Annotated in this window: 10 protein-coding genes; 6 read left to right on the forward strand and 4 right to left on the reverse strand. The window is 70.0% G+C overall.

What is annotated here, in order from left to right:
* Positions 1-23: 23 nt before the first annotated feature.
* Together A6A06_RS17565 and pdxR are read left to right on the forward strand one after the other, a co-directional pair.
* Positions 24-794: a B3/B4 domain-containing protein gene (locus A6A06_RS17565; RefSeq protein ID WP_073762271.1), complete on the forward strand. Its 771-nt coding sequence runs from the start codon at positions 24-26 to the stop codon at positions 792-794.
* 146 nt (positions 795-940) lie between these two features.
* The gene (gene pdxR / locus A6A06_RS17570) at positions 941-2344 is read left to right on the forward strand and encodes a MocR-like pyridoxine biosynthesis transcription factor PdxR (protein ID WP_073762250.1); all 1404 of its coding nucleotides are present in this window, start codon (positions 941-943) and stop codon (positions 2342-2344) included.
* A gap of 51 nt (positions 2345-2395) precedes the next feature.
* Here the strand turns inward: pdxR and A6A06_RS17575 are convergent, their stop codons facing one another.
* The 4 genes from A6A06_RS17575 to A6A06_RS17590 form a co-directional block, all read right to left on the reverse strand.
* Positions 2396-3796: a class-II fumarase/aspartase family protein gene (locus tag A6A06_RS17575; RefSeq protein WP_073762251.1), complete on the reverse strand. Its 1401-nt coding sequence runs from the start codon at positions 3794-3796 to the stop codon at positions 2396-2398.
* Positions 3793-5832, reverse strand: a complete 2040-nt coding sequence (locus A6A06_RS17580; protein WP_199930949.1) for an FAD/NAD(P)-binding protein — start codon at positions 5830-5832, stop codon at positions 3793-3795. The genes A6A06_RS17575 and A6A06_RS17580 overlap by 4 nt, the downstream gene beginning before the upstream one ends.
* Positions 5833-6069: 237 nt before the next feature.
* Positions 6070-6423, reverse strand: coding sequence for an antibiotic biosynthesis monooxygenase family protein (locus A6A06_RS17585; RefSeq protein ID WP_073762253.1), 354 nt, complete (start codon positions 6421-6423; stop codon positions 6070-6072).
* A gap of 85 nt (positions 6424-6508) precedes the next feature.
* Positions 6509-7624: an ATP-grasp domain-containing protein gene (locus A6A06_RS17590; protein WP_242440791.1), complete on the reverse strand. Its 1116-nt coding sequence runs from the start codon at positions 7622-7624 to the stop codon at positions 6509-6511.
* Between the two features lie 694 nt (positions 7625-8318).
* Here A6A06_RS17590 and A6A06_RS17595 point away from each other — a divergent pair.
* From A6A06_RS17595 to A6A06_RS17615, 4 genes are all read left to right on the forward strand, one after another.
* Positions 8319-9608 (forward strand): MFS transporter, encoded by a 1290-nt coding sequence (locus A6A06_RS17595; RefSeq protein ID WP_073762255.1) that lies wholly within the window; start codon positions 8319-8321, stop codon positions 9606-9608.
* A gap of 250 nt (positions 9609-9858) precedes the next feature.
* On the forward strand, positions 9859-10968 hold the full coding sequence (locus A6A06_RS17600) for a mandelate racemase/muconate lactonizing enzyme family protein (RefSeq protein ID WP_073762256.1): 1110 nt from the start codon (positions 9859-9861) through the stop codon (positions 10966-10968).
* An 88-nt stretch (positions 10969-11056) separates the two neighbouring features.
* Complete coding sequence (locus A6A06_RS17605; RefSeq protein WP_199930950.1) at positions 11057-12337, forward strand: ATP-grasp domain-containing protein; 1281 nt, start codon at positions 11057-11059, stop codon at positions 12335-12337.
* A gap of 926 nt (positions 12338-13263) precedes the next feature.
* Positions 13264-14838 (forward strand): Mu transposase C-terminal domain-containing protein, encoded by a 1575-nt coding sequence (locus tag A6A06_RS17615; protein WP_242440792.1) that lies wholly within the window; start codon positions 13264-13266, stop codon positions 14836-14838.
* Position 14839 lies beyond the last annotated feature (1 nt).

The following is a 14839-nucleotide window of genomic DNA, read 5'->3' on the forward strand; positions in this document are numbered from 1 at the left end:
TGACCAACCCCGAGGAACTCTCCATGTCCCACCCCGAGACCGCAGGTTCGACCGCTCCCGCCACGCGTCGGCTCACCGTCGGCATCTCACCACGGATCGCCGCCCGCTATCCGCAGTGCCACACCGTCTTCCTGCTGGTCCAAGGCATCAAGAACGGCGAGGCATGGCCCGAGACCGAAGAGGCGCTGGCCGGGCTGGAAGCCGACGTCAGGCAGGGTCTGCGGCACATCCCGGACGAGAACGAGTCCGCCATCTTCGTCTGGCACGAACTGCTGCGCAGCTTCGGCACCAATCCCCGCCGAGCCCGCCCGAGCATCGATGCCCTGGGCCGGCGCCTGCGCACGTCGGGCCGGCTGCCCCGCGTCTCCCCGCTCGTGGACACCTGCAACCTGGTGTCGCTGACCTACATGCTCCCCACCGGCGGATTTGACCTGTCCGCATTCCACACCGGCATCGAACTGCGCTTCGCACAGCCCGACGACGTCTACGTGCCGCTGGGCGAGCCGGACAAGACCGACAGGCCACTGGAGGGCGAGGTCGTCTACGCCGACGGTCGGCAGGTGATGACCAGGCACTGGAACCACCGGGACTCCGACGTCACCAAGGTCACCGCCCGCACGCGCGACGCCGTGCTGCTGCTGGAGGGCATCGCCCCAGCCGTCTCCGCCGAGACGCTGCTGAGGGCACGCGGGGAACTCGCCGACCGCGTGGCCCCCCACGCCGAATCCGTCACTGTCCACGAGATCGACCCGCAGGCGCGGTCGGAGATTGCCTGGGAGCCGACGTCGGGATGAAGGGCGCATGACCGCCGCAGGGCGGGCCGACTGTCCAGCCGGCACCGTCGAAGGGGCCACCGCGATCCCCGCCCCTTGACCCCCGCCGCTCGCTTCAGCGCGCCTGGCCGCAGATCCCGCCGTGTGACCGAGAAGGAGAACCCGCCATGTCCTCCAGCGTCATAAGCTCCCTGGACCTGCAGTTGGAAGTGGACCTGAACCAACGTCGGGGCCGCAGCCAGCAGTTGGTGGCGGGACTGCGGCGGGCCATCGAGAGCGGCAGGCTCCTGCCGGGCGCACGGCTGCCCTCCACGCGCGGTGTCGCCGCCGACCTCGGGCTGGCCCGGGGCACGGTGACCAGCGCCTATCACCGTCTGATCGCCGAAGGGTATCTGGAGAGCGTGCAGGGCTCCGGGACCAGGGTTGCGGCCGCTCACGGTGAGGCCCGCGCCCTCCGTCCTGTGCCGGGTACGCGCGGCCCATGGCAGTGGAATCTCAGACCCGGCCTGCCGGACGTGACGATGTTCCCGCGTGCCGCCTGGGTCAGGTCTACCCAGCGGGTCCTGCGGCTGGTGCCCGCCGAGGCGCTGGACTACGGGGATCCGCGAGGCCGGCCGGAGCTGCGTCGGGCCCTGGCCGATTACCTGGGCCGCACGCGCGGGGTGGTCACCCGGCCCGAAAGGATCATCGTTTGCCACGGCTTCACCCAAGCTCTCGGCCTGATCGCGACCGTCCTTGCCGGACAGGGGACGGGGACGGTGTCGGTCGAGGATCCTTGCTATCCCCTGTTCCGAAACGTTATCGAGACGGCCGGGCTGCATGTCCACCCCGTCGGGGTGGACGAGCGGGGGCTGCGTCCGCAGGGGCTGCGCGGCCAGGCCGCGCTCGTCACCCCGATCCACCAGTACCCGCTGGGCACGACGCTGACTCCGGCACGGCGCAAGGCGCTTGTCGCCTGGGCAGAGGAGGCTGACGCGGTCATTGTGGAGGACGACTACGACGGTGAGTTCCAGTTCGGCAGGCAGCGGGTGGGGGCGTTGCAGGCGTTGGCTCCGCACCGGGTGATCTACGCAGGGACGACCAGCAAGACCCTTGCCCCGGGACTGCGGCTGGCGTGGCTCGCGGTGCCGCAGGAGTGGGTGGAGCGGATCGCGGCGGCAAAGCGGATCGCGGACCAGCATTCGGCGGCGCTGACGCAGATGGTGCTGGCGGATCTGCTGCGCTCGGGCGGCTACGACCGTCATGTGCGCCGGTGCCGTGAGCGCTACCGGATCCGTCGTGAGCAGCTCAGTGCAGCGGTGGCGCGGGGGGTACCAGGGGCATGGCTGACAGGTGAGGAGACGGGACTGCACGCGCTGGTCAGCTGGTCGCCGGACGGCCCGGGGGAGCGGGAGGTGATACAGGCCGCCCGCCGGGAGTCGCTTGCCGTGGCCGCACTGGGCGGCTACTGGGCAACACCCGGCCCCCACCCGCCGGGCCTGGTCATCGGGTACGCCACACCGCCACAGCACGGTTACGCAGGTGCGCTCGGCGCCCTGGTGCGTGTCCTGGACCGGTGCTTCGCAGCCTGACCTCCCGGGTCCGGGCGGCGAAGCAGGCCAGCAGCGGGGCGGGCCGGGAGCCTATTTCAGTGCCTGGTCCACAAGCGTTGCGGCCGCGCCGGTGTAGTGCGCGGGATCGCAGGCTGCTTCCAGTGCCTGCGGGGTGAAGATGCCGGCGGCCTGTGGCATCCCCGCCAGCACCCGCGCCAACGGGACGCCCAGCCGGGCGGCCTCGGCGGATGCCACGGTCAGCAATTCTTTAGCCGAAGCCTTGCCCAAGCGGGGTGCGAGGAGGGCGGTGACGCGTTCGGAAACGATCTGGCTGCCGGTCAGGTCGAGGTTGTGGAGCATCCGCTCTTGGCGGACGGTCAAGCCTTCGGCCAGCTCGACGGCGGTGTGAGTGGCACCGCCGGTCAACCGCAGGGCCTCCCGCAGCAGCTGCCACTCCGCATGCCAGGCTCCACCCGAGCGTTCGTCCTCCGAGACGAGGCACTGTGTCAGGCCGGTGGCGATGACCGGCACTTGCAGTGCGGCGCTGCGGATCATGGTCGACAGGACCGGGTTCTTCTTGTGCGGCATGGCCGAGGAGGCGCCCCTGCCCTCCCTGGAGGGTTCGGCGACTTCCGCGATCTCGGTGCGGCTGAGTGTCTGGACGTCCAGGGCCAGTTTGCCCACTGCTCCCGCCGTGAAGGCGAGGGCTGCCGCGACGTCGGCGAGGGGGGTGCGCAGTGCATGCCAGGGCAGCGGCGGCCGGGCCAGCCCGGTCTGCGAGGCGAAGGCGTCCAGCAACTGTTCGAGGTACTGGCCGGATGCGACGGCATCGGCGGCGCCGTCGACCCGGGCGTACTCAAGGTAGCCGGCGAGGGTGCCCGCGGCCCCGCCGAGGGAGAAGTACAGCCCGTGCTCCACTATCCGGGCCAGGCGTGTGTCGGCGTCCAGGAGGAGCTGCCGCCAGCCTGCCGCCTTGAGCCCGAATGTGGTGGGTACGGCCTGCAGGGCCAGGGTGCGTGCGGCCATGGGGGTGCAGCGGTGTTCGCGGGCCAGCGCCGCCAGGGCGTCGGCCGCCTGAGCCAGGTCGGCCCGGATGAGACGCAGAGCCCGGGCGGTGATGAGCATCGCGGCGGTGTCGAGGATGTCCTGGCTGGTGGAACCGCGGTGCACGTACTCGGCCGCCGAGGGGTGCTCTGCCGCGACCTTCTGAGCCAGCGCGCGGACGAGGCCGACGACGGGGTTGGCCGTCTCGCGGGAAGCGAGGGCCAGAGCACGGAGGTCGAAGTGTTCCGCGCGGGCCGCGTCGGCGATGGTCTCAGCTGCCCAGGCCGGCACGGTGCCGAGAGTGACCTGGGCCCGCACGAGTGCTGCCTCCGCGTCGAGCATGCCCTGAAGCCAGGCATGGTCGCCGACGGCTGCCTCGACAGGGGTGCCTGCCCGGACGGGGGAGAGAAGCCCCGAATCAAAGGGGACGCCGCACGGCGCGCTCATGAACCCGCTTCCCTTCCGCCGGACCCTGCGCCGGTGCCGGCCAAACCATCGGTTGCGGCCGGTGTACCGCCTCCATCGGTGTCGGCCAGTGCGCCGGTTCCGGACCCGCCGGTGGCCCGGGCGGGTGGGAGCGCGAGGACGGCGCGGGCGATGGCATCCGCGTCACCGAGACTGACGGAGTCGACACCGGGGCGTGCGGCGGCGGCCGTCACCCAGTGAACGGACTCGGTGGGCACGCCGTGTGCGAAGCGGCGCGGGTGGGCGCGGCCGCGGGCGTCGATGACGTGACCGGGGCAGGCAGTCACGGCAAGTCCGCCGGTCTCGTAGGCCGTTCCGCAGCCACCCTCGATCCGGAAGGGCGTGATGTGCCCGTCGTCCAGCAGCTGCCGCATCAAAGGGTCGGTGGTCCGGCGCAGGTCGGGCTCGGACAGCCGGGCCTCGATGAGGACACGTGCCCTGACCGGCGGCGCCGGTATGTCGTGGGAGGTGCACACGAAGCCCGGCCGGTGCGGGTCCGCGTGGATCTTGACGCCCGGGCCGGTCACCTGCAGGATCCCGGCCTTGATCAGCGCGACCATCTGCTCGATGCGGACGGCGGGCGGTCCGATCGACAGGAAGGCGTTGAGGGGCGTGTACCAGCCTTCCAGCTCGTTGCGGTGGGAGTTGCCGTCCAGGCCGCCGTGGTCGACGGCGAGGCGGATCTCGTTGCGCAGGTCGCGCAGAATGTCCAGGGCGGCCTTCACCGGGTTGCTCACATTCCCGCTGCGGGCCCGGAGCACATCCTGGCGCAGGTATTCGATCAGCCAGGTGTGGAAGGCATCCCGGCCGGCGAACTGCCGTCCGGCGCAGGGACGGGCGAGCCGGTCCCAGTCCCAGCGGTCCTCGGCCGCGATACCGAAGGCGTCCAGGATCTCCACCCGGTGCGCTTCAGGTTCGGCAGCAAGGTACAGCTCGGTGAACACCTCCCGATCGAAGCTGCGCCCGCAGCTGTCCAGCAGGGTGCCGTAGTAGACGCCCTCCGTCTCGCGGGCGATCAGCGGCCACAGGTCGGTCCCGAAGTAGACGCGGTCACCGTCCTGGGCGCGATGGCGCAGCTGCGCGATGCGCTGCGCGGTCAGCAGCCGCGGGACGTACCGGCCGCACGCCCCTTTCTCGTTCTCGCCGCGCGCGTGATACGGGATGCCCCGCCGCGACGTGGCGCACAACCGGGGCTCCAGCCCCGACTTCTCGTACACCAGCTCCGAGCCGTGCCGCACGAACCGGCCGCCGCGGCCACTGGTGAGCAACACCATGTGGTCGAAGAAGTTCAGGCCCAGGCCGCGCAGCAGAACCTGCTCGCCCGGGGCAATGCCGGAGAGGTCCACGTCGGACGGGTTGGCGGGAGGGACGTAGAGCAGTCCCTGCTCCCGTGCCCGGTTGGACAACAGCCGTTCTTGATCGCCGAGTTCGGCGCCGACATGCCCCTGGGAGAGGACCACGGCGTCCAGGCCCTCGATCAGCCGCCCGTTCTCCAGCAGCACGCTCTGCTGCATCGCACCGTCGTGTCCCCCGCCGAGGGCCACCGCTCGGGTGCAGTGGGTGGTGATGTCGACGTGCGGCGGGGCCGCCAGGCATATACGGGCGAACATCTCCCGCAGGTAGCTGCCGAAGAAGGCCCGCGTCGGATAGTCGTCGCTGCCCAGCCGGCGTGCCTCGGCCACAACCCACTCGTCCCGGACGGCCGCGTCATGTCCGCTCGCGCCGCTGACCTCCTGTGCCCATTCATACAGGCTGGGGCCGGGCTCCACCGGCCCGTCCATCGACACACTCCGGTCGGTCCACACCGTGATCTGGCACGCCACGGTGTTCATCAGCAGTTGCCGGGACTGATCGGTGCGCCATACCGCGCCGGCGCCGGCCGGCCAGGGGTCGACCAGATAGACGTGGACGCGCTCACGTCCTGGTGAGCGACGAGCATTGGCGCACAACCGTTCCAGTACAGAAAGGCCGCGCGGGCCGACTCCGACGACGCAGATCGACAAAGGCCTTCTGGGCACAGATATCCACTCCTGCTGCGGGAGGCGATAGGGGGTGCCGTACTCTGCGATCACCGTAGGCCGGGGCGCAGCGCCTCAACGGGCCACTTCCACGCGGCGTCACTGGTCCACTTGAGGCCGGCCGATGCGTGGCGGCCCTGGGCCGTCAGCAGCCCGTTCGGTGCGCGCACGAGTACGACAACGGGACGGCCGCCGAAGTCACGTCGGTGGCCGTCCCGTTGCCGTACTCCGCGGGACCTATGCCCGCACGAATCCGTGGCTCCGCTCCACTTTCGCCACATGGAGCGAGTAGCTCTGGTACCACTGGTCCTGCCCGCGCTTCTGCGCCGCCAGATGCTCGGCGTTGCGCCGCCACCGGGCGAGGCTGTCGGCGTCGCGGAAGTAGGCGATGGTGACGGCCAGTCCGCCGGGGGACTCCGCGAAGTCCATTCCGAGGTATCCGGGGACCTCTTTCACCAGCTCTTCCATGCGGGCGACGGTCTCGCCGTAGCCGCTCTGGTCCTCGGTGCGCACCGCGGTGAAGACCGACATGTAGTACGGCGGTTCAAAGGCATCGACAGGGGTGACCGGCGCCTTGGAGTGATCGCTCATGGCGCCATCGTAGGACAGGACGCGCCCGGCACCGAGCGGCCGACCAGGGCTGGTGATCCGGTCCGGCGGCAGAGCGGGTGCGGTTTCACTCGTCGGCCGCCTCGCCGATCACGAACGTGTCATCGGCGACCTTCTGCGCCATGGCCATCGGCAGCCAGGTCCTCTCCGTGAACAGTTCGTCCCATTCAAGTTCGATGTAGCCCTCCCTGGTGCTCCAGTTCCTGGCGGACCGGGAGAGGTCACCCCGCTTGGCGCCGATGTACATGCTCCGCACCTCGGGCGGCAGCGGGATGTCATCGCGCACGTCCAGGATCCGTCCGGGCGGGCACTTGAGGAACGCGATGGCCGACGTCTTGGTGGGCGGCGTGGCGCAGACGACGTCGAGGAGGTCGTCTCCGAGATACGAACCGACGTGCAGCCGGTAGGGGTTGAGCGAGTAGGCCCGCTCGACCTGGTCCATGATCCCGTCGCCGCCCGGCCGGGCGGCGACCTCGATCACCCAGGCCGTCCCGTCCGCGGCGAACTTGATCTCCACGTGGGCGAGACCCCGGTCGATGCCCAGCGCGGTGCAGGCGCGTACGGCGAGGCCGGTCAGCTCCCGGTCCGCGGTGCGGTAGCTCGGTACCAGGTGCGCCATCTCGGCGAACCAAGGGCGGGGGGACAGGTACTTCTCGGTCACGGTGAGGACCTGAGCGCGGCCGGCTCCGCAGAGGACTTCCACGGACACCTCGTCGTCGGAGTCGACGAGCTGCTCCACCAGATACGTGTCGCCCTGGATGTTCAACAGCGATCCGTACTCCGCGACGACGCCCTTTGCCTCCGCGAGACCGGCGACCGCCTCCTCGCGCGTGGCGGCCAGCACGACCCCTCCGCTGCCGCCGAAGTCGTACGGCTTGATGACCACGGGCAGACCGATGGCGTCGATGGCGTCGAGCAGCTCCTGCTCGCACTGGACCGGCAGGGATCGGGGAGTCGGGACGCCGGCGGCCACGAGAGCCTGCTTCATGGCGTGCTTGTTGCGGGCGTTGACCACGACCGTGGCATCCAGCCCGCCCAGCCCCAGGGCACGGTTCACGGTGTTCGCCGAACCCAGCGTCCAGTCGTTGAGCGGAACGACGATTCTGGGGTGCCAGCCCTGCTCCGCGTGCGCGTGGATCGCCTTCAGCAAGGAGTCCGGGTCCAGGGGATCAGCCGAAAGCATGTTGTCGAACATGCGGTTCGGCTTGCGTACAGCATCTTCCGCGGCTGCCCAGACGGGGAGATCTGCAGCCTGCTTGGCCCCTAAGAGAGCCCGTTCACGGAGATACTGGTCGGCGCCGAGCAGGAGTACATATTCTTTCGGCGGCATGGCTGATTCTTTCGGCGGCATGGCTGCATCCCATTTTCCATGGATCCCCCTGAGTGCGTTGCAAGGAGCACTCCGGACGGGAACGAGGCTAGTCATACGAATGACGGCATGACAAGTGCCTGATTATTGCTGGACTTTGGCCACTCCGGGTGCGCTACAGTCCCACTACTCATACGTATGACGAGTTTGTGGGGCTGTGCTGTCGGCTGCGCAGCGGTCCCTCCTGCACGGACGGAGCAACATATGTCCTCACACGCCGCCCATGGCGACGGCTTACTGCCCGCTTCAAACACGGAATACCCCCGGTGCGGGCCGCGCCGGGAACGGCCCTCGCGCTGGCCCGATACGAGCGGCACATACGCGGCCGCGCGGCTGAATACCGGCCATGTGCACCCGCTCATCACACGCCTGGTGGCGAGAACCGGACACATATGGTGCCGGTTTTTGGCCATCACCGCCGGCGGGGAAGCACCACGACTTCAGCACCCCGTGACCGGATGAACGAGCCACGCCTTTCAGCCGCCCCCACGCAGGAAACCGGCCAGCGGTGAGCGAGTCGGCGACCACAGAGCCGGCGACCGGCACAGGCTCCAAGGCCCAACGGCCCGCCGCACCCGGCGACTTCTGGAAGCTGTGGACGGGCCAGTCGATCAGCCTGCTCGGGGACAGCTTCATGGTGGTCGCCCTGCCGCTGTTCGCCGTCAGTGTGCTGCACCTGTCGGCCGCCCAGGCGGCGCTGACCCCCTTCGCGCTGAACGCGCCGTTCCTGATACTGAGCCTGCCGGCCGGCGCGCTCATCGACCGGCGCAGACGCCGTGCGGTCATGCTGGCCTGCGACGTCACCCAGGCCGCAGTGTTCGGCCTGATCGCGCTCGCCGCCTGGCTGCACCAGCTCTCCTTCGTCCTGCTGATGCTCCTTCTGGTGATCAGCGGGTGCGCGCTGGTGTTCTTCCAGGTGGCCTATACGACCTATCTGCCGAGTCTCATCTCCGATCCGGACGAACTGCACCGCGGCAACAGCCGGCTCTACCTCTCCGAGTCGGCATCCAAGACGCTGGGGCCGGTGGCGGCGGGGCCGCTGGTCGCCTTCTTCGGCCCGCTCGCCACCATCGCCCTGAACGCCGGCTCCTTCCTGCTGTCCTTCGGAGCCATCACGGCCATCCGGCATCGCGAGCCCGAGCCGGAGGCGGCGCCCGCGGAGCGCGTGGGCATGGTCCGGGAGATCCGCGAGGGGCTGAGTTTCGTGCTGCGCCACCCCTGGCTGGAACCCGTGCTCAGCGCCGGGGCGGTCTACGTCTTCTTCCTCAGCGTGCTGGAAGCCAGCCTGGTCCTCTACCTGCACTACACCTGGGGCATGTCCACCGGGGAGATCGGCCTGGTGCTGGGACTGGCAGGTCTCGGCTACCCCGTCGGCAGCCTGCTCTCCAAGCGCATCATGGACGGGATCGGGACCTCCCGGGCGCTGATCCTCAGCCTCGTGGTCAACATCCTCGGCTGCGCCGCTATGCCGGTCTTCGGTTCCGTCGGCTGGACGGCAGGTCTGATCGTCGGCGGGATCTTGCAAGGCTTCGCCAACGCGGTCTTCGGGCCCATCTCCCTGACGCTGCGACAGACCGTCACCCCGCCCGGCCTGCTCGGACGGGTCAACTCCGTGCAGCGATTCCTGCTGTGGGGCATGGTGCCGCTCGGCAGCCTGGCCGCCTCCGCGATGATCTCGCTCGCCGGACTGGCCGGCGCCCTGTGGATGGGCGGCATCGGCACCGCCCTCTCCCTCCCCGCCCTGGCCCGACGGCGTGTGCGCCGGGGCTGGAGCACGCCGGCGGAGGCGCCGGCATGACGCCGGTCCTACGTCTCGCGCCGGTACCGGGCCGGCTTCCGCGGCACCAGGCACCTGACGTGACGAGCGGGACGCGCCCCGGCCGGGCGCCCGCCTCTTTCCCCGAATCTCCCCGGTGGTTTCCACGCAAGCGACGTGGTGGCACCGTCCGCCACCCTCTCTCGGCGCGCATGGGCCGATCAGGCCGCCGTACCGTGCAGTGCCCTGCTGTTCGTCCGACGCAACCCCCTGAGTGCAACGAGGCTGATCGATGACCATCGCCGCTGTCCATGTCCACCGTCTGGTGGCGCCCCTGCACACGCCGTTCGCCACTGCCCTGGCGACCCTGACCCACCTTTCGACCGTCGTCGTCGAGATCGTGGACCAGGACGGGCGCTCCGGCTTCGGCGAGGCGCCGGAGGTGTGGACGGTCACCGGATCCTCGATCGCCTCCAGCGAGGCATGTGTCACCGAGGCGTTCGCCCCGCTCCTCATCGGTCGCGACGCCGACGACCTGGTGGAGAACTGCCGCAGGGTCAGCAGCGCGGTGGCCGGCAACGAGCCGGCCAAGGCCGCGGTGGACATCGCGCTGCATGATCTCGCCGCGGTCCGCCTCGGGATCCCGCTGGTCCGACTGCTCGGCGGCTCCCGGCTGGTGGTGCCCACCGACGTGAGCCTTGCCGTCGGCGCCGTGGACAGCCTGGCCACGGCGGCCAAGAGCCGGGTCGCGGAGGGTTTCGACGTGCTGAAGGTCAAGGTCGGCACGGACGCGGCCACGGACGTCGACCGCGTGACGGCGGTTCGCGAGGCGGTCGGTCCCGAGGTGAGGATCCGTCTCGACGCCAACCAGGGCTGGACGCCCCGCGAGGCGGTACGCATCATCCGCTCGCTGGAAGACGCCGGCGTGGGGGCGGAGTTCGTCGAACAGCCGGTGGCCCGCCGGGACGTGGAGGGCCTGGCCTGGGTGAGCGACCGCGTCGGGACCCCGATCATGGCGGATGAGTCCGTCTTCGACGTGCGCGACCTGGTGGAGGTGATCCGCCGGCGCGCGGCGGACATGATCAACGTCAAGCTGGCGAAGAGCGGCGGCCTCAGCGCCGCCCGCACCCTCCTCGAACTGGCGCGAGCTCAGGGCATGGCCACCATCCTCGGCTGCAATCTGGAGAGCGAGATCGGCACCGGCGCCGCGGCCAGCCTGGTGGCCGCCTACGGGACCACGATGGTCAGCGACCTCGACGCCGTGTGGTGGCTCAAGCGCCCCGCCGTCACCGGCGGTATGCGCTACCAGGGCGCTTCGGTCGTGCTGCCCGACGCGCCGGGCCTGGGCATCTGCGGCCTGGTCAGCGCACAGGCCCGGGAAGCCGCGGTGCCACCGGCGTGACGACCGGCGGTGCCACCGGCGGCGAGGCCGTCGCCCACGCCTGTCACGCCGGCTGAGTTCCGGTACATCAAAGGGTTGGAGCAGCAAGTTGAAGGCAGAAATACCGTCGAGGCCCCACGTCGTCCTGGTCGGCGCGTACGGCCATGTGGCGGGTCAGTTCCTCGAGGCGGCCCGCCGGCACGCGTGTGAGATCAGCTTCGTGCACGAGCCGGGCAAGGTGACCGAGGCCCATCGTGCCCTGGTCGAGCGGGTGATCGACGTCGACGATCTCGCGAACGTCGCGGCCGTGGTCAAGGCGGCACGGCAGCTCCATGCCGAGCAGCCCGTCAACCACGTCCTGTCGCTCACCGAGTTCGGTGTGGAGCCGGCGGCTGCGATCGCGGAGGAGCTGGGGATCCCGACGCCGGTCTCACGGCCGGTGACGGAGACCCTGCGCAACAAGCACCGGATGCGCGAAGTCCTCAGCACACACCCCGAGTTGCACGTGCGCAGTGCCCTGTGCGGCGGCCTGGAGGAGGCCCTGGAGGCGGCGGAGCGGTTCGGGTATCCCGTCATTGTCAAGCCCGACTCCGCGTGGGGCAGCCTCGCGGTACGCAGAGTCGACGACGAAGTCGCACTGCGCGAGGCGTTCGACGGCGTCCGGGACGTCGACCAGGCGGTGCTGGTGGAGGAGTTCCTGACCGGGCCCGAGTACAGCATCGAGGCATTCAGCCAGGCCGGGACGCACCAGCTCGTCGCCGTGACTGCCAAGGCCAAGTTGGAGAACTTCATCGAGATCGGCCATGTCATCCCGGGCGTTCCCCGAGGGACGGCCGCCGAACTCGCCGAGGTGATCGGCCGCTTCCTCGACGCGGTCGGTCTGACGGACGGCAACACGCACACGGAGGTGATCGTCACCCCGGCCGCCGGGGCGCGGATCGTCGAGTCCCACAGCCGCCCCGGCGGCGACAGCATCCCCCACCTGGTCGAGCTGGCCACGGGGGTACGCCTCGGGGAGCTGGCGCTGCTGGCCGCCATCGGGCGGAGCGACCTGCCCTGGAACGCCGACCGCAGCCGGGGGGCAGCCATCGCGTTCTGGATCGGCCGGCCCGGCACGGTCGAGTCCGTGCCCGAGTTCGGCAAGGAGGTGCGGGAACGCTGTGTCGAGATCAACCTGCCGGCCGAGGCCGGCAAGCGGACGACGGATGTCCGGCACAGCTTCGACCGGCTCGGCTTCGTGATCGGCGCGGCGGAGGACGGAGAGCGGGCTTTCGCTCTGGCGCGCGGAGTGATCGAGGAGCACCCCGTGGTGATCGCCCCCGACCAGGGCGAGCCGGACCCCTCAGCGGATCTGGCCCGGGTGCGCCGCTACGCACGCGGCCAGCTCTGACACCGGGATCCCGCCGCATCTGTTCGCGGCCGCCGGCGCGGGGGCGCTGCCGGCCGCGCAGGCCGCGCCGGGATGGTCCACCATGGTCCGGGAACCCGTCCGGTTTCGACCCTCGCCGGGCTGGGCCGCAGGCGCCGGACGCAGGCACCGCTCCCGCCCCGCCGCCGACACCGCGACGGCCCGGGAGGGCATTTCAGTCCGTCACCACCGCTACCACCGCAGAGGCCGAGAGCAGCACCACCCCGCTCAGCAGAAGATCGACGGCTCGCCTGGGCTGCATGTACTCCATGCGCACCAGTCGGGAAATTCCGATCACGCGATCCGGCCGTCGATCACAGCTCAGGTGCGAGACGAAATCGTCGTGCCCGCACCCTGCGCTCACGCGGGATCCTCACCTCCTTCTTTGCCGGATACACCGTCACCGAGCCGCCCCTGCCGTCCCGGCGCACTGCGCGCCGACCGGATCGGCCGGCGCGCAGTGCGCCGCCGTGAGGTTCGGGGAAGGTTTCACCGGGGAGTTCGGGTTTTGGTGCCATTGATGCGGGGTTGCTTTTGTGCTGGTCAGAGGGCATTCAAGCTGGTTGATCTTGGTGGTGGGTTTCCGGATTTGTGATGGCGTGGTCCTGGATCGTTCGGTGCTGTGTTTCTCGAACCTCCTCCTTCGTGGCGTGCTCTATAGCGCATGAGGGCGCGGGGTGGAGGCAGGACGGGGATCTGTCACCCGTCCCAGTGGTCGCGGGGATGTGTGTCGGGGTGACGGCTCTAGCGTCTCCTCCGTCGCCCTTGTTGCGGGCTTCATCGTGAACTGCCCTGTGTGGGACGGTAGTTGACTGCCCGGAGGCTGGTGCTGTGATCACTGCTCGGATACCGGTCTGCTCTGTGCGCGCCTGCCGGTTCCGGTGACGGCGGGCGAGGCCCCTGGGGCTGTGGACATCGGTTTGGGGAGGCATCGAGACGAGCTGCGTCCCGCCGCGGTACGCGAGTTGCTGCGGCTGCGCGCGTCGGGGGAGTTGACGACGGCGCATGTGCGGCTGGTCGCCGAGGCGGTGGGCGTGCACATCAGGACGGTGTGGAGCTGGCTGAAGCAGGCGGAGGAGACCGGCAGTGTGGAGAAGCCGGAACGTCGCCGCTTCCGTGTCACCGAGGAGATCGTCGACGTCCTCGCCGACTGTCAGGGCAATGTGAAGCGTGCTCATGAGCGTCTGGTCGAGCTGGCGGTGGCGGCGGGTCAGGAGCCGCCGGGTCTGACGACGCTGCATGATGCGATCGCCCGGGATCTCGATCCGGGTTTCATGGCGGGTCTGCGCCAGGGGATTCCGGCGGCCCGTGGCTTCGATCCTGCGTTCCAGCGTCCGCGGGTGGCCCGGAACGAGGTGTGGGAGGGGGATCACAAGCAGGCCGAGACGGTGGTGTTGATGCCGGACCAGAAGCCGTCGCGGGTGTGGGTGACGTGGTTCGAGGACCGCGGTTCGGGCTATGTGATGGGCTGGGCGGTGACCGCCGGTTCCGCGCACCGCGGTTCGGTCCTCGCGGCCGTACGTGCCTCTGTCCTGCGCGAGGCGCCTTACGGTCCGGCCGGCGGGCTGCCGTGCCTGGTCCGTGTCGACGGCGGCGCGGATTTCCTGTCCAAGACCGTCCTGCGGGCTTTCGGGCTTCTCGGCGTGCCGGTGCACCGGGTGCGCAGTGCTCGGCACAAGGGCGGGATCGAGCGGCTGAACCGTACGAGCATGACCCGGTTCTTCGCCGATCTGCCCCGCTATACGAAGGCGCCCCGGCTCGATCACCGCTGCCGCGTCGGAGACCAGGACCCGCCGCTGACTTTCGAGGCGTTCGTCGGCCTGCTGAGGGAGTGGGTCCATAAGTACAACACCGAGCACGTCATCGAGCGCACCGGGATGACGCCGCTTGAGGCCTGGCAGGCGGATCCCGCCGAGATCCGGCCCGAGCCGAGCGCGTCCGAGTTGCGCGCCTTCATGCTGGAGAGCGACCACAGGGTACGCAAGATCACTAGTCACGGGGTGGAGTTCAACCGTCGCGCCTATATGCCCGAGAACGGGGTGGGCCGGATCGGGCTGGAGGTGCGGGTGCGGTGGATGCCGCACCACACGCACGAGATCGACCTGTACACCTTCCGTGGCAACCGCTATCTGGGCCGGGCCTTCCTGAGCGACGAGGCGAGCGAGGAGCTGCGCGCCAAGGTGCTCCTCGAGCGCGACGAGCACAGCAGCCGGCTGCGGCAAGCCTTGAAACGCTCCGCGGAGCGCAAGCAGGAACGCCATCTGCCGTCCACCCGGCCCGAGGCGCCCGTCCGTGCTCTGCGGATGACCGAGGCCGAGGCCCGCGCCGAACTGGACGGTGCGAAGGCGCCCGCCGCGCCGCGGCGCCGCACCCAGCCGTACCGGCCCCTGACCCCTGTCCCGGCTGCGTGGAAACGCCCCGGTCAGGACCTTGAGCGCACCGTATCCGCCGACACCACAACCGACACCGAAGTCAAAGGATGAC

The organism is Streptomyces sp. CB02923, assembly GCF_001905005.1.
Lineage (GTDB): Bacteria > Actinomycetota > Actinomycetes > Streptomycetales > Streptomycetaceae > Streptomyces.